This window comes from Streptomyces sp. NPDC029296 (assembly GCF_055569255.1).
The window spans coordinates 30,839-50,235 of sequence record NZ_JBVHXT010000048.1 but is presented as its reverse complement, the minus strand read 5'-3'; the positions used below and the strand labels follow the sequence as shown (position 1 = coordinate 50,235).

18 protein-coding genes and 1 pseudogene are annotated in these 19,397 nt (G+C 74.2%); 11 read left to right on the top strand and 8 right to left on the bottom strand.

Going from position 1 to position 19,397, the window contains the following annotated elements; translation table 11 throughout:
- Positions 1–120 precede the first annotated feature (120 nt).
- Positions 121–1,476, top strand: a complete 1,356-nt coding sequence (locus ACZ4W9_RS33470; protein WP_467942141.1) for a peptidase C39 family protein — start codon at positions 121–123, stop codon at positions 1,474–1,476.
- Between the two features lie 107 nt (positions 1,477–1,583).
- Positions 1,584–1,724, top strand: a complete 141-nt coding sequence (locus ACZ4W9_RS33465) for an SCO1431 family membrane protein (protein WP_467942140.1) — start codon at positions 1,584–1,586, stop codon at positions 1,722–1,724.
- Between the two features lie 97 nt (positions 1,725–1,821).
- Here the strand turns inward: ACZ4W9_RS33465 and ACZ4W9_RS33460 are convergent, their stop codons facing one another.
- The gene (locus ACZ4W9_RS33460; protein WP_467942139.1) at positions 1,822–3,060 is read right to left on the bottom strand and encodes a glycoside hydrolase family 18 protein; all 1,239 of its coding nucleotides are present in this window, start codon (positions 3,058–3,060) and stop codon (positions 1,822–1,824) included.
- Between the two features lie 326 nt (positions 3,061–3,386).
- Between ACZ4W9_RS33460 and ACZ4W9_RS33455 the strand changes: the two genes are divergently transcribed.
- On the top strand, positions 3,387–4,562 hold the full coding sequence (locus tag ACZ4W9_RS33455; RefSeq protein ID WP_467942137.1) for an acyl-CoA dehydrogenase family protein: 1,176 nt from the start codon (positions 3,387–3,389) through the stop codon (positions 4,560–4,562).
- Between the two features lie 484 nt (positions 4,563–5,046).
- Here ACZ4W9_RS33455 and ACZ4W9_RS33450 read toward each other — a convergent pair whose 3' ends face one another.
- On the bottom strand, positions 5,047–5,481 hold the full coding sequence (locus ACZ4W9_RS33450) for a hypothetical protein (protein WP_467942136.1): 435 nt from the start codon (positions 5,479–5,481) through the stop codon (positions 5,047–5,049).
- A gap of 234 nt (positions 5,482–5,715) precedes the next feature.
- On the opposite strand from ACZ4W9_RS33450, the gene ACZ4W9_RS33445 reads away from it, so the two are divergent.
- From ACZ4W9_RS33445 to fxsA, 4 genes are all read left to right on the top strand, one after another.
- Entirely contained in the window at positions 5,716–6,156 is a 441-nt protein-coding gene (locus tag ACZ4W9_RS33445; protein ID WP_362192249.1) for an Lrp/AsnC family transcriptional regulator, read from the top strand.
- A gap of 88 nt (positions 6,157–6,244) precedes the next feature.
- Entirely contained in the window at positions 6,245–7,852 is a 1,608-nt protein-coding gene (locus tag ACZ4W9_RS33440; protein ID WP_467942135.1) for an amidohydrolase, read from the top strand.
- A gap of 557 nt (positions 7,853–8,409) precedes the next feature.
- Positions 8,410–9,204: a polyprenol monophosphomannose synthase gene (locus tag ACZ4W9_RS33435; RefSeq protein ID WP_467942133.1), complete on the top strand. Its 795-nt coding sequence runs from the start codon at positions 8,410–8,412 to the stop codon at positions 9,202–9,204.
- Between the two features lie 70 nt (positions 9,205–9,274).
- Positions 9,275–9,829: an FxsA family membrane protein gene (fxsA, locus tag ACZ4W9_RS33430; RefSeq protein WP_467942132.1), complete on the top strand. Its 555-nt coding sequence runs from the start codon at positions 9,275–9,277 to the stop codon at positions 9,827–9,829.
- A 148-nt stretch (positions 9,830–9,977) separates the two neighbouring features.
- On the opposite strand, the gene ACZ4W9_RS33425 is transcribed toward fxsA, so the two are convergent.
- The 3 genes from ACZ4W9_RS33425 to yczE form a co-directional block, all read right to left on the bottom strand.
- Positions 9,978–10,352 (bottom strand): RNA polymerase-binding protein RbpA, encoded by a 375-nt coding sequence (locus tag ACZ4W9_RS33425; RefSeq protein ID WP_003977404.1) that lies wholly within the window; start codon positions 10,350–10,352, stop codon positions 9,978–9,980.
- A gap of 284 nt (positions 10,353–10,636) precedes the next feature.
- Positions 10,637–11,413 (bottom strand): glycerophosphodiester phosphodiesterase, encoded by a 777-nt coding sequence (locus ACZ4W9_RS33420; protein WP_467942131.1) that lies wholly within the window; start codon positions 11,411–11,413, stop codon positions 10,637–10,639.
- The gene (gene yczE / locus ACZ4W9_RS33415) at positions 11,410–12,108 is read right to left on the bottom strand and encodes a membrane protein YczE (RefSeq protein ID WP_467942129.1); all 699 of its coding nucleotides are present in this window, start codon (positions 12,106–12,108) and stop codon (positions 11,410–11,412) included. Before yczE ends, ACZ4W9_RS33420 begins: the two co-directional genes overlap by 4 nt.
- Before the next feature lie 103 nt (positions 12,109–12,211).
- Here yczE and ACZ4W9_RS33410 point away from each other — a divergent pair, with 103 nt between their 5' ends.
- Positions 12,212–13,720 (top strand): SCO1417 family PLP biosynthesis transcription factor, encoded by a 1,509-nt coding sequence (locus tag ACZ4W9_RS33410; RefSeq protein ID WP_467942128.1) that lies wholly within the window; start codon positions 12,212–12,214, stop codon positions 13,718–13,720.
- A 61-nt stretch (positions 13,721–13,781) separates the two neighbouring features.
- Here the strand turns inward: ACZ4W9_RS33410 and ACZ4W9_RS33405 are convergent, their stop codons facing one another.
- Entirely contained in the window at positions 13,782–15,392 is a 1,611-nt protein-coding gene (locus ACZ4W9_RS33405; RefSeq protein WP_467942126.1) for a hypothetical protein, read from the bottom strand.
- A gap of 40 nt (positions 15,393–15,432) precedes the next feature.
- Positions 15,433–15,627 (bottom strand): hypothetical protein, encoded by a 195-nt coding sequence (locus tag ACZ4W9_RS33400; protein WP_030620070.1) that lies wholly within the window; start codon positions 15,625–15,627, stop codon positions 15,433–15,435.
- 303 nt (positions 15,628–15,930) lie between these two features.
- Between ACZ4W9_RS33400 and ACZ4W9_RS33395 the strand changes: the two genes are divergently transcribed.
- The 3 genes and pseudogenes from ACZ4W9_RS33395 to ACZ4W9_RS33385 form a co-directional block, all read left to right on the top strand.
- Positions 15,931–16,323, top strand: coding sequence for an ankyrin repeat domain-containing protein (locus tag ACZ4W9_RS33395; protein WP_467942125.1), 393 nt, complete (start codon positions 15,931–15,933; stop codon positions 16,321–16,323).
- A 301-nt stretch (positions 16,324–16,624) separates the two neighbouring features.
- On the top strand, positions 16,625–18,043 hold the full coding sequence (locus tag ACZ4W9_RS33390) for a HEAT repeat domain-containing protein (RefSeq protein WP_467942124.1): 1,419 nt from the start codon (positions 16,625–16,627) through the stop codon (positions 18,041–18,043).
- Positions 18,044–18,230: 187 nt separating this feature from the next.
- Positions 18,231–18,459, top strand: a pseudogene (locus ACZ4W9_RS33385) (glycosyltransferase family 1 protein); the annotation flags it as partial.
- Positions 18,460–18,519: 60 nt separating this feature from the next.
- Here ACZ4W9_RS33385 and ACZ4W9_RS33380 read toward each other — a convergent pair.
- Positions 18,520–19,389 (bottom strand): 5-oxoprolinase subunit C family protein, encoded by an 870-nt coding sequence (locus tag ACZ4W9_RS33380; RefSeq protein ID WP_467942122.1) that lies wholly within the window; start codon positions 19,387–19,389, stop codon positions 18,520–18,522.
- Positions 19,390–19,397 lie beyond the last annotated feature (8 nt).

The following is a 19,397-nucleotide window of genomic DNA, read 5'->3' as shown; positions in this document are numbered from 1 at the left end:
TGGCCGAGACCAATATTCCTGGCGCGGCATGCGTCGAAGTCCTGGCAGCGCGATTCGGCCTGCTCCATAGTTACCGCACCGGACCAGCCCGACTCGGACACCCTGGGGGTCGTCGCGCCCATGAGCAGAGCCCAAGAGCCGTCCCGCAGAACCGTCCTGGCGGCGGCCGTCGCCGCGGCGGTGACCGGCACCGCGGCCCCCGCCGCCGCCGCGCCGCGCTCCCCGTCCGACGACCCCGCCCCGGCCCGCCCGATCGACTACCACGCCTGGACGACGTACCGCGACTGGCGCTCCGGGACGGCCGAGGGCACCCGGGCCGTCGCCGGACACCGGCCCGGCGTGGTGATCGGCGCCCCCGCCGGCCGCACCGACTACCCCGACCCGCACACCGGCACCACCGCCGCCTGGGAGTACGCCACCTGGACCGGTCCGGCGCACCGGCTCCCCGTGCCCGCGACCGAGGTCGTCGCCTCCTGGAACGCGCACACGCCCGAGGGCACCTGGCTCCAGGTCGAACTGAGCGGCACCTACTCCGACGGCACCGACACACCCTGGTACGTGATGGGCCGCTGGGCGTCCGGCGACCAGGACATCAAGCGGACCTCGGTGGACGGCCAGACCGACGGCAGGAGCACCGTCTGGACCGACACCTTCGCCGTCGACGACCCGGGCAGCGGCCTGCGCCTCGTGTCGTACCGGCTGCGCCTGACCCTCTACCGCAGGCCCGGCACGCGGCTGACGCCGACCGTCTGGCGGCTGGGCGCGATGGGCTCCGACATCCCCGACCGCTTCACCGTCCCGGCCTCCACGCCCGGCCTCGCCCAGGAACTGGCCGTCCCGCGTTACTCGCAGGAGATCCACAAGGGGCAGTACCCGGAGTACGACAACGGCGGCGAGGCCTGGTGCAGTCCGACCTCCTCGCAGATGATCACCGAGTACTGGGGCGGCCGGCTCACCCCCGGGCAACTGTCCTGGGTCGACCCGTCCTACGCCGACCCGCAGGTCTGCCACGCGGCCCGCTTCACCTACGACCACCAGTACGAGGGCTGCGGCAACTGGCCCTTCAACGCCGCCTACGCGGCCACCTTCGAGGGCCTGCAGGGCGTGGTCACCCGGCTCGCCTCCCTCACCGAACTGGAGACGCTGATCGCGGCCGGCATCCCGGCCATCACGTCCCAGTCGTTCCTGAGGAGCGAGCTGACCGGGGCCGGTTACGGCACCGCCGGCCATCTGATGACCGTCATCGGCTTCACGGCCGACGGTGACGTCATCGCCAACGACCCGGCCTCGCCGGCCGACGCGGCGGTGCGGCGCGTGTACAGGCGCCGCGAATGGGAGAACATCTGGCTCCGCACCAAGCGCTACAACGCCTCCGGCAGGATCGCCTCGGGCACCGGGGGGATCTGCTACCTGTACTTCCCGGCCCACCCGACCCCGCACCAGCGCAGGGCCCTCGCGCTGGTGGGCGTGCGCTGAGGGGGCTGTGACCAAGTTCATCGCCGCGAACGCCGTCGCGGGTGGCATGGTGGACGTCAGGGGCGGGGGTTTCAGCCGTATTCGTCCGATGTCTGTGAGTGAACACCATGACCGCACACCCGGCCACCGCCGCCCGCGCCGTCACCGGCGGCCCCCAGGAAGACGGCCCCGAACTCCTCGAGCACATCGTGGGCTGGGTCCTCGTCGCGGTGTTCGCGATGCTCGTGACCCAGCTCGGCCTGCTCTGAACCGACACGTCGAAGCGACGCCTCGCGGCACCGGGAGCCGTCGCCGCCCGCCCGCCGGGACGGCTGACGGGCGGGTGGGGCGGAGGGGCCGGCCGGGCTAGTTGATCGCCTTGATCAGCTCACCGTTCGCGGTGTCGCCGCTCAGCTCCCAGAAGAAGGTGCCGCCGAGACCCTGCTGGTTCTTGTACGTCATCTTCGTGGCGATGGTCGCCGGGGTGTCGTAACTCCACCAGTCGCTGCCGCACTTGGCGTAGGCGGTCCCGGCCACGGTGCCGGTCGCCGGGCACTTGGTCTTGAGCACCTTGTAGTCGTCGATGCCCTGCTCGTACGTGCCGGCCGCCGGGCCCGTGGCCGTGCCGCCGGGCGCCGCCTGGGTGACGCCGGTCCAGCCGCGCCCGTAGAAGCCGAGGCCGAGCAGCAGCTTCGAGGCCGGGACGCCGAGGCCCCTGAGCTTGGCGATGGTCGCGGAGGTGTAGTAGCCCGCCTTCGGGATGCCCGAGTAGGAGTTCAGCGGGGAGTGCGGGGCGGTCGGGCCCTTCGCGTCCCAGGCGCCGAAGTAGTCGTAGGTCATCGGGTTGTACCAGTCGACGTACTGGGCGGCCCCGGCGTAGTCCGCCGCGTCGATCTTGCCGCCGCTGGTGGCGTCCGCGGTGATCGCCGCCGTGACCAGGTTCCCGGAGCCGAACTTCGCGCGCACCGCCGCCATCAGGGTGCGGAACGCGTCCCGCCCGCTGGTGTCACAGGTGTTGCCGCACGCGTTCGGGTACTCCCAGTCGATGTCGATGCCGTCGAAGACACCCGCCCACTTGGAGTTCTTCACCAGGTCGTAGCAGGACTGGGCGAAGGCGGCCGGGTTCTTCGCGGCCTCGCCGAAGCCGCTCGACCAGGTCCAGCCGCCGAAGGACCACAGGACCTTCAGGCCCGGGTGCTTCTTCTTCAGCTTCAGCAACTGGTTGAAGTTGCCGCGCAGAGGCTGGTCCCAGGTGTCGGCGACGCCGTCCACGGACTCGGCGGCGGTGTAGGCCCGGTCGGTGGCCGCGTAGGCGTCGCCCATGGCGCACTTGCCGCCGGTGACGTTGCCGAAGGCGTAGTTGATGTGGGTCAGCTTGGCCGCGGAGCCCGAGGTCTCGATGTTCTTGACGTAGTACTTGCGGTCGTAGGTGCCCCATTCGGTGAAGTAGCCGACGACCTTGGAGCCGGCCGCGGCCTCGGCCTCGGGGGCGCTCGGGGCCGCCGCGGTGGCGGTGCCCGTCCCGGCCAGCAGACCGGCGCCGAGGACGGCGGTACACGCGGCCGACACGAGGGTCCGGACGAGCGAGCGGTGGGGAGTGTGCATCGGGTGTCTCCTCGTGGGGGGAGGGGAAAGCGCGCCGATTGGCATGAACGCGGTAACGCGTGGCCTGCACAGTAGGAGGACTAGACCAGTAGGTCAATGGTTCGGACCAATTTCACCGACGAGTGAAGTCCGCGCGGGAATCCTGAAGTGAGCGGTCGTTAACTGGTGACGGGAGGTCGGCGATCGGGCATACTCACAGCGCATGCCGCTGGTCAGCAGCTTCCGAGACCCGGGAGCGGGCGCCTCGGCACAGCGGAACGATCAGGCGGAGCCGCCCCCACCACGGGCCCTCCCGCCGGTGTCCGAACAGGGAGGAGCCCGACGCCATGTCCGACCGCGACCCGCAGCCGGTGGAGCGTCAACTGCCCACGGAGGAGGCGAGGGACCTGCTCGCCCTCGTCCGGGAGATCGCCCAGCGCGAGATCGCGCCGAAGGCCGCGGAGGAGGAGGACGCCGGACGCTTCCCGCGCGAGGTCTTCACCCTGCTCTCCGAGTCCGGCCTGCTCGGCCTGCCCTACCCGGCCGAGTACGGCGGCGGCGACCAGCCGTACGAGGTGTACCTCCAGGTGCTGGAGGAACTGGCCACGGCCCGGCTCACCGTCGGCCTCGGCGTCAGCGTGCACACGCTCGCGTCCTACGCGCTCGCCACCTACGGCAGCAAGCAGCAGCAGGTCGAGCACCTGCCCGCGATGCTCGGCGGCGGCCTGCTCGGCGCCTACTGCCTGTCCGAGCCGTCCTCCGGCTCCGACGCCGCCTCCCTGCGCACCAAGGCCGTCCGCGAGGGCGGGGGAGAGTGGGTGATCGACGGGACCAAGGCCTGGATCACCCACGGCGGCATCGCCGACTTCTACACCGTGCTGGCCCGCACCGGCGTGGACGGCCCGCGCGGCATCACCGCCTTCCTCGTGCCCGGCGACGCGCCCGGTCTGAGCGGCGCGGCACCCGAGCGGAAGATGGGCCTGAAGGGCTCGCCCACCGCCCAGGTCCACCTCGACGGCGTCCGCGTCCCGGACGGCAGACGCATCGGCGAGGAGGGCCAGGGTTTCTCCATCGCGCTGTCGGCGCTCGACTCGGGCCGGCTCGGCATCGCGGCCTGCGCCGTCGGCCTCGCCCAGGCCGCCCTGGACGAGGCGGTCCGGTACGCCGTCCAGCGCCGCCAGTTCGGCCGGCCCATCGCCGACTTCCAGGGCCTGCGCTTCATGCTCGCCGACATGGCCACCCAGATCGAGGCGGGCCGCGCGCTGTACCTCGCCGCCGCCCGGCTGCGGGACGCGGGCCGGCCGTTCGCCAAGCAGGCCGCCATGGCCAAGCTGCACTGCACCGACACCGCCATGAAGGTCACCACGGACGCGGTGCAGATCCTGGGCGGCTACGGCTACACCGCCGACTTCCCGGCCGAACGCTACATGCGCGAGGCGAAGGTCCTGCAGATCGTCGAGGGCACCAACCAGATCCAGCGGATGGTCATCGCCCGTCACGTGGCGGGCCCGGAAGGTCGCTGAACCGGCCCGTGAGCACCGCCGGGGCCGCCGGCCCGGCCCGCCCAGGCACGCGTCACATCCCGGTGGGCCGGCGGACCCCGGGCCGGGGACGGCGCCGGCGTGTGAGCCGGGCGGGGAGTGGAGGGGTGGCGCCGACGCCCGGTCGCCGGATACGTGGGAGTCGTACCGGGCAACGCGCCGACGGCCGACAGGCCATCCGCCGGCGGATGCGAGCGTCAGTCCACCGGGGCGGCCGGCCCCACGCGGTGGACGACGCCGGACGCGAGCACCTGGCCGCGTGCGTGATCGGGCCGCCGCCCCGGCCGCACGACCGACTGCCGCCGCCCGGCGCGGGGTTCCGCCCCGCCCGGGCGGGGCCGGGACGCGTCCAGGGGACCGAGGGCCTCGTCCGCCACCCCTCCCGGCGGGCCCGGGCGCGCCGAACCCGCACCACGGCGGCCTGCGCGCCATGGTGCGGAGCGGGTACGGGGAGGGGTGGGCCGGCTCAGGCGGCCTGGCGGCGCATCTCCGGCACGCGCATCGGGCGCGAGCCCGGGCCGCCGACGTGCGAGAAGGGCTGCGTCCGCCAGTTCAGACCCTGGGGAAGCGTGAGCAGCAGCGCCGTGTCCTGCTCCTGCGGCTCGACGGACTCGTCCGCGGGGCGGGCGTCGGCCGCCGGACGGCCCGTGCCCGCGCACACCGTGAGCCCGAACGGGTTCCACGGCGAGGCGCACAGCGCGTGCTCCGGCAGGAACTCCTCGTCCGCCAGCAGCGCGATCGGCTGCGCGCAGTCCGGGCAGATCACCCGGTACATCTCGAAGGTGTCGTAGGCGTCCGGTTCCTCGTCGTAGACGTCGGGTTCGACGCCCTCCGGCTCGGGCTCGGTGACCGGCTGGGGCCGCGCGGACGTGGATCGACCAGGGCGATGGGTACTCTGCATGGGATTCTCCCCCTAAGGCTGGGCCGTGAAGGCACTGCGGCCTCGACCACACCAAGCACTTCCCGTCAGCCCTCCGCGGTAATCACGAGAACATCACGGAGCCCTCCCCAGTCGTGTGGCTTTCGTCACATGCCACGCGCAGGTGCCCGTCCCCCCGCCTTTTCCGGGCGACGGGGCATGACCTGCGTCTCCGAGGTATCCGTGGAGATCAAGCGCACTGTAGGTTGTGGCGGCATGGAGGAGCTGGACCGTCAGATCGTGCAGCTGCTCGTCGAGGACGGGCGGATGAGCTACACAGACCTGGGCAAGGCCACGGGCCTGTCCACGTCGGCCGTGCACCAGCGGGTGCGCCGGCTCGAACAGCGTGGCGTCATCCGCGGTTACGCCGCGGTCGTCGACCCCGAGGCCGTCGGGCTGCCGCTGACCGCGTTCATCTCGGTGAAACCGTTCGACCCCAGCGCCCCCGACGACATCGCGGACCGCCTGGCCGGCGTCCCCGAGATCGAGGCCTGCCACAGCGTGGCCGGCGACGAGAACTACATCCTCAAGGTGCGCGTGGCCACCCCGCACGAACTGGAGGAACTCCTGGCCCGGCTGCGGTCGCTGGCGGGGGTGTCGACGCGGACGACGGTGGTCCTCTCGACCCCCTACGAGGCCCGCCCGCCGAAGATCTGACGACGGCCCGGCGCGGCGGCGGCCCCGGGCGCCCCGTCGGCGCGCCCCCGGTGCGGCCCGCCTCCGGGGCCGGGGGAAACTGTCGGCTATGAGCAACCGCACCGCCGAGCCCCCCCAGACCGTCCTGCTCCGCCGCGGCGAGGTGCACAGTCCCGCCGACCCCTTCGCGACGGCGATGGTCGTCGAGGCGGGCCATGTCGCCTGGGTCGGCTCCGAGGGCGCCGCCGACGCCTTCGCCGACGGCGTCGACGAGGTGGTCGACCTCGACGGCGCCCTGGTCACCCCGGCCTTCACCGACGCCCATGTGCACACCACCGCCACCGGCCTCGCCCTGACCGGCCTCGACCTGTCCGGCGCCCCCTCCCTGGAGGCGGCCCTCGCGCGGATCCGCGAGTTCGCCGCCGCCCGCCCCGGCGACCGGGTCCTGCTGGGGCACGGCTGGGACGCCGCCCGCTGGCCCGGCGGCCGGCCGCCGGCCCGCGCGGAGCTGGACGAGGCGACCGGCGGACGCCCGCTGTACCTCTCCCGCATCGACGTGCACTCGGCGGTCGTCAGCACCGCCCTGCTGGACCTGGTCGGCGCCGACGTGCCGCGCGACGACGCCCCGCTCACCCGGGACGCCCATCACGTCGTGCGGGAGGCCGCCCTCGGTGCCATCACCCCCGCCCAGCGCGAGGAGGCCCAGCGCGCCGCGCTGGCGCACGCCGCCTCCCTCGGCATCGGCACCGTGCACGAGTGCGGCGGCCCCCGGATCTCCTCCGAGGACGACTTCACCGGCCTGCTGCGGCTCGCCGCCGATACGCCGGGCCCCCGCGTGGTCGGCTACTGGGCCGAACAGGACACCGCCAAGGCCCGCGCGCTGGGCGCGGCCGGCGCGGCGGGCGACCTGTTCGCCGACGGCGCCCTCGGCTCGCACACCGCCTGCCTGCACGAGCCGTACGCCGACGCCGCCCACACCGGCACCGCCTACCTGGACGCCGGCGCCGTCGCCGCCCATGTGGTGGCCTGCACCGAGGCGGGTCTCCAGGCCGGCTTCCACGCCATCGGCGACGCGGCCGTGGCCGTCGTCGTCGAGGGCGTGCGCGCCGCCGCCGAGAAGGTGGGCCTGGCCCGGATCCGTGCCGCCCGGCACCGCGTCGAGCACGCCGAGATGCTGAGCCCCGAGACCGTCGCCGGCTTCGCCGAGCTGGGCCTGATCGCCTCCGTCCAGCCCGCCTTCGACGCGCTGTGGGGCGGCGAGGACGGCATGTACGCCCGGCGTCTGGGCGCCGGGCGGGCCCGCACCCTCAACCCGTTCGCCGCGCTGCTGCGGGCCGGTGTACCGCTGGCGTTCGGCTCGGACAGCCCCGTCACCCCGCTCGACCCGTGGGGCACGGTCCGCGCCGCCGCCTTCCACCACACGCCCGAGCACCGGATCTCGGTCCGGGCCGCGTTCACCGCGCACACCCGCGGCGGCTGGCGGGCCGTCGGCCGGGACGACGCGGGCGTGCTGGTCCCCGGCGCCCCCGCCGACTACGCCGTCTGGCGCACGGACCGGCTCGTGGTGCAGGCCCCCGACGACCGGGTGGCCCGCTGGTCCACCGACCCGCGCTCCGGCACCCCCGGCCTGCCCGACCTCACCCCGGGCCGTGACCTGCCGGTCTGTCTGCGCACCGTGGTGGGCGGACGGACGGTGTTCGTACGGCCGGGCGAGTGATCTCCCGGGGTGGCGCGGCCCCCGCCGCCCGCCGCGGCCCCGCCGCCCCACCTGCGCATCCTCCCCGCCGTCCGTTGAGCGGGGGCCGTCGCACCAGCTCAGCGGGCTGTTGACAGTCGGCGGCCGGGGGCCGGTAGGTTCGGCCGGGTCCACCACCGGACGCCCGACCGGGGCCGTTCGCAGGGCTCGTCGCAGCGCCGCTGGGTCAGGGACGGTGTACCGCACCGGGGCACCGCCACCGGGATCCAGGCTCAGCGCCCGCGCCGGCGAGGGAACGTCCCGGACGGTCGGCCGGTGTGACCCGGGTGGGGCCCGGGCGCTCCCTAGACAACGGCTTTCGGTAGATCCGCAGCCAGCGGGTCCCAGGTCGGCCCGAAGGGCGCCGGGCCCCCACCCGTCGTGGCGGAAAGCCGCCCGGAGCGCGGCGGGAAGGCACCGAAAATCATCACTCTTACCCCGCTCCCGGGCATTCGACACCATCCGATGCCCGCGCCGTCACGTCTTCCCAGGCCGCGGCCACTATGGTGGACCCCTGCGTACGACATGAAGGGGCAGCAGTGAACGACGGCGACGGGACCCTCGCGGCCAAGGCCCAGGGGAGGCAGTTCGGTCCGCTCGGCACGGCCTTGGTGATCATCCCGACCTACAACGAGGCGGAGAACATCAAGTCCATCGTCGGCCGGGTACGCGAGGCCGTCCCCGAGGCGCACGTACTGATCGCGGACGACAACAGCCCCGACGGCACCGGCAAGCTCGCCGACGAACTGGCCGCCGCGGACGACCACGTCCGGGTGCTGCACCGCAAGGGCAAGGAGGGCCTGGGCGCCGCCTACCTGGCGGGCTTCCGCTGGGGCCTGGAGCACGACTACGGCGTGCTGATCGAGATGGACGCCGACGGCTCCCACCAGCCCGAGGAACTGCCCCGGCTGCTCACCGCCCTCAAGGGCGCCGACCTGGTCCTCGGCTCGCGCTGGGTGCCCGGCGGCCGGGTGGTGAACTGGCCCAGGTCGCGGGAGTTCCTCTCGCGGGGCGGCTCGACCTACTCGCGCCTCATGCTCGACGTGCCGATCCGGGACGTGACGGGCGGCTTCCGGGCCTTCCGCCGGGAGACGCTGGAGGGCCTCGGCTTGGGCGAGGTCGCCTCGCAGGGCTACTGCTTCCAGGTCGACCTGGCCCGCCGCGCGGTCAAGGCCGGCTACCACGTCGTCGAGGTGCCCATCACCTTCGTCGAGCGGGAGCTGGGCGACTCCAAGATGAGCCGGGACATCGTGGTCGAGGCGCTGTGGCGGGTCACCGCCTGGGGCGTCGGCGACCGCATCGGCCGGTTCACCGGCAAGGACCGGCCCGCCTAGCACACCGGTCACGGCCGCGGCCGGCCGCTCCCTTATCCGGTGCTGAGCCCCGCCCAGGCACACTGGGGGTATGACGACTGGCGCTCCGACCTCCCCGTACCCCGCCCGCCGCCGCTCCCGGCTGCGCAGGTATCTGCCGCTCGGCGTCGCCGCGTGGCTGGTGCTGGAGATCTGGCTGCTGACCCTGGTCGCGGGCGCGGCCGGCGGTCCGACGGTGTTCCTGCTGCTCGTCGCGGGCCTCGTGGCCGGCTCGGCCGTCATCAAGCGGGCGGGCCGCCGCGCCTTCGCGAGCCTGAACGAGGCCGTGCGCCAGGGCGGCTCGCCGGCCCGCGGCGGCGGCAACGGCCTGATGATGCTCGGCGGTCTGCTGCTGATCATCCCGGGCCTCGTCTCGGACGCGGCGGGTCTGCTCCTGCTGCTCCCGCCGGTCCAGCGCGCGGTGAGCCGCCTCGCGGAGAACGCCGTGGAGAAGCGCCTGCGCCGGGTCGCCCCGGGCGGTCTGGGGGACGTGTTCCAGCAGGCCCGCATGCACCGCCCCGACGGCAAGGTGGTGCCGGGCGAGGTCATCAGGGACGACGAGCCGTACGACCCGTCGCGGGGATCCCGTCCGCCGCTGACCCGCTGAGCGGCCCCGTCCGGGCGCACGGTTTCCGCGCACCTGCGCACAACGACCACACGCACGCGCAACGACCGCGGGCGCCGTACATGGTCTTCATGTACGGCGCCCGCGGTCGTTGTGTCGCGCTGTGAATCGGCCGAGCCCCGCGCGGGGACTAGGCGCTCTTGCGGCTGTCCCTGGGGTGGACCGCGATGTTCATCGCGCCCGAACGCAGCACCGCCAGACGCTCCTCGAGGACCTCTTCGAGTTCCTCGCGGGTGCGCCGCTCCATCAGCATGTCCCAATGGGTGCGCGCGGGCTTGGCCTTCTTCTCCTCAGGGCCGTCGCCGTCCACCAGGAGTGCCTGGGCACCGCAGACCTTGCACTCCCACTCCGGCGGGATCTCCGCCTCCACCGAGAAGGGCATCTCAAAGCGATGTCCCTTCTCGCATGCGTACTCCACGGCCTGGCGCGGGGCCAGGTCGATGCCGCGGTCCGTCTCGTAGCTGGTCACCACGAGGCGCGTACCGCGAAGAGCTCGCTCACTCATGAATCGTGCCTCCCGGGCTTGTCGCCCACAGGACAGGTGTCGCTGTCGTCGTCATCCGGTCAACGTCCGGTCGGCGGTAAAGATTCCCGTTCCGGGTCATGCGTCGCCGTCGTAGCCGCCCCTTGTTCTACCCACAGGCGCCCGGTTTGTCACATCTGCTAGCAGATGTCACCCAGCGTTCCGGCATCTTTGACGCGCAGTAACGGTACGCCTGGCAGGCCAAACGCGTACACTACCGCTCTTTCGCGCCGAGTGCGAAATCGTAGCCGGATCGCTCCGGGCGGTCAGGCCCAGACGCCGCGCTTCTCCATGACCTCGCGCAGGATGTCGATGCGGTCCGTCATGATGCCATCCACGCGGAGGTCCAGCAGCCGGTGCATGCGCTCCGCCTTGTTGACGGTCCATACGTGCACCTGGAGCCCGCGCGCGTGGGCGGCGCGGACGAAGCGGTGGTCGACCACGGGCACGCCCGACCGGTCCTCGGGCACCTGCGCGGCCACGGCCGACCGGCGCACCGCGGCGGGCAGCCCCCAGGAGCGCAGCCGCAGGCCCAGTACCCCGCGCGTGCCGAACGAGGTGGCGAGCCTCGGCCCGGCCAGCCGCTGCGCGCGCAGCACCCGCGCCTCGGAGAAGGAGCCGACACAGACCCGGTCCCAGGCGTTCGCGCGCTCGAGCAGCGCCAGCAGGGGCCGCAGCGCCGGCTCCGCCTTGACGTCGATGTTCCAGCGCACCCCGGGGAAGGTCTCCAGCAGTTCCTCGAACAGGGGCACCGGTTCGCGGCCCGCCACGCGCGCCCGCCGCACCTCCGCCCACGGCAGGCCGGCGATCCGGCCCGCGCCGTCGGTGACCCGGTCCAGCGTGTCGTCGTGGAAGGCGACGAGCCGGCCGTCCGCCGTGGCGTGTACATCGGTCTCGATGTACCGGTAGCCCAGCTCCACCGCCCGCCGGAACTGCGCCACGGTGTTCTCCAGGCCGTCGGCCGCGCCGCCCCGGTGGGCGAAGGCGATCGGCCCCGGGTGGTCCAGATACGGGTGGCGCGGCGGGGGCGTCGTCAAGGTCACGGACGCAGTATCGCCCGTCCGGGTGTCCCGGCGGCAACGACGGTGCTGCCCGCCGGTGCCGCCGGGACGGCGAACATCCGCAGGAACACCTGCGCCAGCGGGCCGATGGACACGGCGTACAGCACGGTGCCCACCCCGATGGTGCCGCCCAGGGCGAACCCGGTCGCCACCACCGCCACCTCCACGGCCGTCCGCATCAGCCGGACCGAGCGGCCGGTACGCCGGTGCAGCCCGGTCATCAGCCCGTCGCGCGGGCCGGGACCGAAGCGCGCCGTGATGTACAGGCCGGTCGCCATGCCGTTGAGCACGACGCCGGCGAGGAGCAGGGGGACGCGTACGGCGAGGGAGTGGACGTCCGGGAGCAGCGCGAGGGTGCCGTCCATCGCCAGACCGACCACGAATACATTGGAGACCGTGCCCAGCCCGGGCCGCTGCCGCAGCGGGACCCACAGCAGCAGCACCGCCGCCCCCACGATGACCGACACGACCCCGATGCTGAGTCCGGTCAGTTCCGCGAGCCCCTGGTGCAGCACGTTCCACGGCTCCAGGCCCAGTCCGGCCGCCACGAGCAGCGCGGAACTCGCGCCGTAGAGAGCGAGTCCGGCGTAGAGCCGGACCAGGCGCCGGCCGAGTCGCCGGCCGGGCGCGGACGTGCCGACGGTGGATCCGGTGGTCCCGGAGCCGACAGTGGACATGGAAATACCCCCCTGAGTGGTGGCGGTGGCCTGACACATGGCACTCTGTGGCTTGATACCAATCGCCATCCATGGCCAATCCGGGGAAGGTGGACTGATCTTCATGGCGCAGTGGACCTCGGCGGTGGGGGCGGCGCAGCTCGCCCGGCTCCTCACCTCCCAGCAGGACCGCCCGGCCGGCCCCGGCACCCGCCGTCCCCCCGCCTACCGCGCCCTCGCCGACGGCATCCGGCTGCTCGTCCTGGAGGGCCGCGTCCCGGTGGCCGCGCGCCTGCCCGCCGAACGCGAGCTGGCCCTGGCCCTCGCCGTCAGCCGTACCACCGTCGCGGCGGCCTACGAGGCGCTGCGCGGCGAGGGCTTCCTGGAGTCCCGGCGCGGCGCCGGCAGCTGGACCGCCGTGCCGGCCGGCAACCCGATCCCGGCGCGCGGCCTGGAGCCGCTGCCCCCGGAGTCCCTCGGGTCGATGATCGACCTGGGCTGCGCCTCGCTCCCGGCGCCCGAGCCGTGGCTCACCCGGGCCGTGCAGGGCGCCCTGGAGGAGCTGCCGCCGTACGCCCACACCCACGGCGACTATCCGGCCGGGCTGCCCGCGCTGCGCTCGATGATCGCCGAGCGCTACACCGCGCGCGGCATCCCCACCATGCCGGAGCAGATCATGGTGACGACCGGCGCGATGGGCGCCATCGACGCGATCTGCCACCTCTTCGGGGGCCGCGGCGAACGCATCGCCGTCGAGTCGCCGTCCTACGCCAACATCCTCCAGCTCATGCGCGAGGCGGGCGCCCGGCTGGTCCCGGTCGCGATGGCCGAGGGGCTCTCCGGCTGGGACGTGGACCGCTGGCGGCAGGTGCTGCGCGAGGCCGCGCCGCGCATCGCCTACGTGGTCGCCGACTTCCACAACCCCACCGGGGCGCTCGCCGACGAGGACCAGCGGCGCCGGCTGGTGGACGCGGCGCGCTCGGCCGGCACGGTGCTGGTCGCCGACGAGACGATGAGCGAGCTGTGGCTCGACGAGGACGTCCGGGACGGCGGCATGCCCCGGCCGGTGTGCGGCTTCGACCCGGCCGGCTCCACGGTGATCACGGTGGGCTCGGCCAGCAAGGCGTTCTGGGCGGGGATGCGGATCGGCTGGGTGCGGGCGGCGCCGGACGTCGTCCGCAGTCTGGTCGCCGCGCGGGCGTACGCCGACCTGGGGACCCCGGTGCTGGAGCAGCTGGCCGTGAACTGGCTGTTCAGCACCGGTGGCTGGGCACAGGCGGTGGAGCTGCGCCGCGCGCAGGCCCGGGAGAACCGGGACGCCCTGGTGACGGCGGTGCGCCGGGAGCTGCCCGACTGGGAGTTCGAGGTGCCGCGCGGGGGGCTGACGCTCTGGGTGCGCGCCGGCGGTCTGTCGGGGTCCCGGATCGCGGAGGCCGGTGAGCGGACGGGCGTCCGCGTGCCGTCCGGGCCGCGCTTCGGTGTCGACGGGGCGTTCGAGGGCTATCTGCGGCTTCCGTTCACCGTCGGGGGAGCGGTGGCGGACGAGGCGGCGGCCCGGCTGGCCGCGGCGGCGCGCCTGGTGGAGGCCGGCATGACCGGGGGGACGGAGTCGCCGCGCACGTTCGTGGCGTAGGGCGGTACGCCCGCCCCCTGGGCGGGGGAGGGGGCGCCCCGCCCGGGCGCCCGGGACCCGGTCAGGAGTCCGCCGCCACGGCCTCCGCCGGCACCGGTGTCCCGGCCGGTACCGGTTTCGACAGGTCCGCCGGCCCGGCCGGGGCGGCGGTGGGCCGCGCGGGCAGCAGGTCCAGCACCGCCTGCCGGTCGGCGTCGCTCGTGGCGTCGTCGTAGGGGTCGGGCGTACGCGGTACCTGGAGCCGGTGCACCGGGCCCGCGCCCAGCCGGGCGTACCCGCGCCCGGGCGGCACGTGCGCCGGCGGCGTGGTGTGCGGCACCGCCCCGAGCACCGCCTCGACCTGCCGCGGGGACGCGGCCCCGAGCACGACCCGCGCACGTGTGTGCTGCCGTACCGCGTCGCCGAGCGTCTCCGCGCTGTCGGACTGTTCGGCGACGACGACGGTCACGTTCGCCGCGCGGCCGTGCCGCAGCGGCACCTGGAGCAGCGCCTGCGGGTCCTTGCGGCCGTCGGCCGCCGCGAGGTGCGTGAAGACGGCGGGCCGGTCCAGCAGGATCCACAGCGGACGCCGGGTGTCCTCGGGCGGCGGGTCGCCCGCCTGCCGGGCCAGGTTGACCGCGATGAGCCGCCGCTCGGTCTCCCGCGCGGCCCACTCCAGGCTGGCCAGCGCCCCGGCGAGCGCGCACTCCACGGCCAGGACCCCGTCCCGGCCGGTCAGGCAGGCGTACTCGCCGGTGCCGCCGCCGTCGACGATCAGCACATCGCCGTGGCGCAGGGCCTGCAGGGCGATGGAGCGCAGCAGGGTGGACGTGCCGCTGCCGGGGTGGCCGACGGCCAGCAGGTGCGGCTCGGTGGAGCGGACGCCGGTGCGCCAGACGACCGGCGGGACGTCGACCCGTTCCTCTCCGTAGGACAGGGGTAGCGTGCGCCGCACCTCGCTGGGGTCGGTGTAGCCGAGGACGGTCTCGCCGGGCGCGGTGACGAAGCGCTGGGCGGGGATGTCGGCGGGCAGCGGGGCGAGCGCGGTGACGGTGAGCCGGTTGGCCTCCTCGTCCCAGTCGAAGTGGTACTCGCGGCTCCGCCCGGCCTTGGCGGTGAGCAGCTGCTCGACCCGTGCGCGGGACTCGGGCTCACCGTCCGGGAAGTAGGCGGGGTAGCGGATCACCAGGTGGCCGACGCGTCCGGCGGCGTCGAACTCGGCCGCTGTGAACGCCTTCTCCCACTCCCCGCCGTGCGCGTACAGCGGCGCCGGGTCGTCGGTGCCGGCGAAGTGGGGCACCAGGGCCTCGTAGAGCGCCGTGAGGCGTTCGGTCCGGGCGGCGTCGGCACCCTCGGACGCCGACGGGGCGCGGTCGCGGCCCTGCCAGGCCGCCGCCGCCATCACGGTGACGACGGCGAGCAGCGGCCCGTACGGCATCAGGGCCACGACCATGACCGCGGAGGCCGCGAGGAACAGCAGGGGCCCGCGTCTGTCCTTCGGCGTGTCCGCCCACCGGCGACGGCCGGCCGTGGCCAGCACGCCCAGCCCGCGCATGACGGTGATCAGCGGATGGAGGATGTCGGTGGCGCTGTCGGCCGCCGTCCGGGCCAGCTCCCTGCTCCGGGCGAGCTGCGTCCGGGCGAGCTGGGCGCTGTCCTTGCTCAGGATGCGGGGGAGGGGGCGCCGGGCCACTGCTGACTCCTGATCGTGCGTGCGGGCGGTACGGGCGGGGTCAGAACTTGATGCCGCCCAGGAGGCTGGCGAGGCTCTCGCCCCCGGCTTTGATGCTCGGGGCGATGCCGGTGGTCGACAGGTAGAAACCGAACAGGGCCGACACCGTGGCGTGCGAGCCCTTCAGCCCGTCCTTGCGGAAGAACAGGAAGACGACGATGCCGAGCAGCAGCACGCCGGAGAGGGACAGGATCATTTGGGGCCTCCTGGTGTCGAAGGTGGGGGGACAGTCACCATGAGTTCTTCCAGGATCACAGCATGTATCCATACGATTAAAGGTGCAACTGGGTGAAAAGCGGTGGATTTCGCCCGCTCGGAGGAAGGCGGTCACGGCCCGGTTGACCAGGGCGGTTGCCTCCCCCCGGGCCTGTCGGTGATCTTTACCTCGGGCACATCGGGTCATGTGCCCCGACAGCCAGTACGCTGGCGATTCACTCGTACGAAGCAGTCCCCCAGTCAGCCAAGCAGTCCCCCATCAGCATGGAGAGGCGGTCCGGCCATGAGTGAAGCCCCCGACCCCGAGGTCGTGGAGCTGGCGACCAAGATCTTCGATCTGGCCCGGCAGGGGCAGACCGAGGCGCTCGTGGCGTATGTCGACGCGGGTGTGCCCGCCAACCTCACCAACGACCGCGGCGATTCCCTGGTGATGCTCGCCGCGTACCACGGCCACGCCGACGCGGTGCGCGCCCTGCTCGCCCGCGGCGCCGCCGCCGACCAGATCAACGACCGGGGCCAGACCCCGCTCGCCGGCGCCGTCTTCAAGGGCGAGACGGATGTGATCAAGGCCCTCCTGGAGGGCGGCGCCGACCCCGCCAAGGGCACGCCGTCGGCCGTCGACACGGCCCGCATGTTCGGCAAGGCGGAACTCCTGGAACTGTTCGGCGCACGCTGAACCGATTGTTCCGACCAGCAACGACACGGAAAACGGGGGAGGCGGTACGGGGCCGCCGGAAATACGGTCGCGGCAGCACACAGCGCGGGTCATCATGACGACGTGATTCACGGACGCGATGGCTGGGCAGGTGTTGCCGCACCGCGCGGGCCGTGATGCGGTCCGCATGGGCCACCGACGAGAGGCAGAGAGAGATGGTCTACAGCAAGCAAGAAACGGCGGGCGCTCCGACGTTGTGTCGCGCGGCCAGGTAACGCGTGTTCACCCGGTTGCGTCGACGCTTGATGTGAGGCTGTTTCCCATGTTCGATCCGGTCATAGCGCCCAGCGGTACCCTGCTCGGGCTGCTCCAGCGCGGCCGTGGCGACGGAACGCTGCACGCGCTGACGGCCCCGCGCGCCGAAGCGCTCGCGGCCCTGAACCACTGTGTGCTGCGCGACCCCCGCCACGACTGGCAGGTGGAGAACCGCTCCCTCTACTACGCCCGCCTCTACCTCGACCTGAACGGCGGGCTGGACGCCGTCGAGGCGCACCTCTTCGACGCCGAGGACGTCCTCGACACCGACGAGTCCCGCACCGGCCTGGCCCTGGCCGTCCTCGGGCACCTCGCCTCCTACGGCCGGCGGGACGCCCTGGACCTGCTGCGCAGGTACGCCGCGCACGGCTCCAACTGGGCCTGGGCGCTGGACGAGCTGGCCCTCCGGGACGACGACGCGGGCCTGCGCGCCCTCGCCGCCCCCGTCCTGGCCCGCTTCGCCACCGATCCCGAGGGCGAGGCCGAGCTGGCCGCCGCCGTACGCGACGCCTTCGAACCCCGGCCCTGGCGATTGTGGGCCGAGGATCCCCGCACGGCGATCGCCACACGCGTGCGCGCCGCCCAGGAAGCCGGCTGTTTCGACCGCTGGCAGCGGCAGATGCGTCCCACCGGACCCCGGCCCGGCTGGAGCGTGCGCGCCGTCTTCGAATGGGCCCGGCAGGGCATGGAGCGCGGTGCCGCCCTCCATGTGCCCGCCGCCCGCTGCCTGGTCGCCGTGGCCGGTCCCGAGGACCGGCCCGAGATCCTCCGGGCCGCCAGAACGGGTGACGACGGGGCCCGCTGCACCGCCCTGCGCTACCTCGCCGACAGCGAGGATCCCGACGCCCTCGACCTGATCGAGGCCGCGGTCGCCGACGGGAGCACCGTCGTCGTGGAGGCCGCCGTCGACGCCTTCGAACGGATGCGCGGCGTGACCGCCGTGGACCGGGCGCGCGGCTGGGCCCGCCGTTCCGACGCGCTCGGCGCCGCCGCCGGCCGCATCCTCGCCTGCCGCGGCGGCGCCCGCGACCGCGACCTCGTCCTCGCCGCCCTGCGCCAGGCCGTACGCGCCGAGGGCCCCGACGCGCCCACCCTGTGGACCCTCGTCGACGGCGCCGGACGCCTCGGCATCGGCTGCGCGGCCCCCGTCCTGCGGCACGTCTACCGCGAGACGGCCTCCTCCCACCTGCGTGGCCGCGCCGCCCGCGCGCTGGCCGCCACCGACCCCTCCTTCGCCGCCGGCTTCGCCGTCGAGTGCCTGTGGGACTGCGAGGAGACCACCCGCGAACTCGCCGCCCGGCACGCCGAGACCGGGGACACCCGGGTCGTGGAGCGCCTGCGCCGCCTGGCCGCCGACCCGGCCGAGGAGGCCGAGGTGCAGACCGCCGTACGCAGCCGCTTCGGGCCCGACGCCACCCTCGGCTGACCCCACCCGCGCCTCCCGTCCGGGGCCGAACGACCGCCCGGCGGGTGAACTCTGGACGACCCGCGGGTCAGGCCGTCGTGACGGGAGCCTGACCCGCGGGGGTGGACGGCCCAACGCTCAGGGGACGTTCCCCGCACGGAAAGATCGAAGTTGACGTGGGCACGTCCGGCGCGGCGACAACACCCGTATGCGTGTCGTCATCGTGACCGAATCCTTTCCCCCCGAATGTGAACGGCGTGGCCCACTGCGCGCTCCAGACCGCCCGGCACCTCGTGGACCGCGGTCACCACCCGCTCGTCGTCGCCCCCGCCCCCGCGCCCGGCACCGGTCCGGACCCGGACGCCCCCTGCCCGGCCGTCCGGGTCCCCTCCCTGCAGCTGCCCGGCCACCCCCAGGTCCGCGTCGCCCTGCCCAGCCCCGCCCTGCGCATCGTCCGCCTCGCCAGCTTCGGCTTCCGCCGGAAGGCGCCGGCGGGGTCAGCGGCGGCGCACCGGTACGAACCTGACCGGCGTGCCCGGCGGCGCCTGCGCGGCGGCCGGCAGGTCGGCGGCGCGCACCACCGCGATCACCGGGTAGCCGCCCGTCGTCGGATGGTCCGCGAGGAACACCACCGGCCGCCCGTCCGGCGGCACCTGGACCGCGCCGAGCACCATCCCCTCGCTGGGCAGCTCCCCGGCCCGGGCCCGCTCCAGGGCGGGCCCCTCGGTGCGCAGGCCGATGCGGTTGCCCGCCGCGGACACCCGGTACGCGCGCGTGGTGAGGTCCCGGACCGCGCCCGCCGTGAACCAGTCGTCGCGCGGCCCCAGGGTCACCCGGAGCACCAGCTCGGCGGGCGGACGCGGCTGCGGGGCGATGTCCACGCGCGCGGCAGGGCCGGCCGGGGGGCCCAGCGGCAGCACCGTCCCGTCCGTGAGCGGGGCCGGGCCGAGGCCCGACAGCAGGTCGGTCGCGCGGCTGCCGAGGACCGGTTCCACGGCGATGCCACCGGAGACGGCCACGTAGCCGCGGACACCGGCCGTGACCGCGCCCACCTCCAGCAGCTCGCCCGCCGGCACCACGACCGGGGCGCCCCACGCGGCCGGACGGCCGCCCACCGACACCGGGCCCGGCGCGCCGCCGACGGCGGCCGTCACCGTCGAACGCGGGCGCAGCGCACAGCCGTCGAGCGTGGTCTCCAGCACGGCGGCGTCCGGCGGATTGCCCACGAGCCGGTTCACCAGCGCCGCCGCGGGCGCGTCGAGCGCCCCGGAACGCGGCACGCCGAGGTGCGCGTACCCCGGCCGCCCCCGGTCCTGCACGGTGGTCAGCGCCCCGGCCCGCACCACGACGAGCACACGGTCGCTCATGGGCCCGC

Excerpts from the sequence above, each read along its gene's own strand:
- ACZ4W9_RS33470 (WP_467942141.1), top strand. The coding sequence starts at position 121 with ATGAGCAGAGCCCAAGAGCCGTCCCGCAGAACCGTCCTGGCGGCGGCC.
- ACZ4W9_RS33465 (WP_467942140.1), top strand. The coding sequence starts at position 1,584 with ATGACCGCACACCCGGCCACCGCCGCCCGCGCCGTCACCGGCGGCCCC.
- ACZ4W9_RS33460 (WP_467942139.1), bottom strand. The coding sequence starts at position 3,060 with ATGCACACTCCCCACCGCTCGCTCGTCCGGACCCTCGTGTCGGCCGCG.
- ACZ4W9_RS33455 (WP_467942137.1), top strand. The coding sequence starts at position 3,387 with ATGTCCGACCGCGACCCGCAGCCGGTGGAGCGTCAACTGCCCACGGAG.
- ACZ4W9_RS33450 (WP_467942136.1), bottom strand. The coding sequence starts at position 5,481 with ATGCAGAGTACCCATCGCCCTGGTCGATCCACGTCCGCGCGGCCCCAG.
- ACZ4W9_RS33445 (WP_362192249.1), top strand. The coding sequence starts at position 5,716 with ATGGAGGAGCTGGACCGTCAGATCGTGCAGCTGCTCGTCGAGGACGGG.
- ACZ4W9_RS33440 (WP_467942135.1), top strand. The coding sequence starts at position 6,245 with ATGAGCAACCGCACCGCCGAGCCCCCCCAGACCGTCCTGCTCCGCCGC.
- fxsA (WP_467942132.1), top strand. The coding sequence starts at position 9,275 with ATGACGACTGGCGCTCCGACCTCCCCGTACCCCGCCCGCCGCCGCTCC.
- ACZ4W9_RS33425 (WP_003977404.1), bottom strand. The coding sequence starts at position 10,352 with ATGAGTGAGCGAGCTCTTCGCGGTACGCGCCTCGTGGTGACCAGCTAC.
- yczE (WP_467942129.1), bottom strand. The coding sequence starts at position 12,108 with ATGTCCACTGTCGGCTCCGGGACCACCGGATCCACCGTCGGCACGTCC.
- ACZ4W9_RS33410 (WP_467942128.1), top strand. The coding sequence starts at position 12,212 with ATGGCGCAGTGGACCTCGGCGGTGGGGGCGGCGCAGCTCGCCCGGCTC.
- ACZ4W9_RS33400 (WP_030620070.1), bottom strand. The coding sequence starts at position 15,627 with ATGATCCTGTCCCTCTCCGGCGTGCTGCTGCTCGGCATCGTCGTCTTC.
- ACZ4W9_RS33395 (WP_467942125.1), top strand. The coding sequence starts at position 15,931 with ATGAGTGAAGCCCCCGACCCCGAGGTCGTGGAGCTGGCGACCAAGATC.
- ACZ4W9_RS33390 (WP_467942124.1), top strand. The coding sequence starts at position 16,625 with ATGTTCGATCCGGTCATAGCGCCCAGCGGTACCCTGCTCGGGCTGCTC.
- ACZ4W9_RS33380 (WP_467942122.1), bottom strand. The coding sequence starts at position 19,389 with ATGAGCGACCGTGTGCTCGTCGTGGTGCGGGCCGGGGCGCTGACCACC.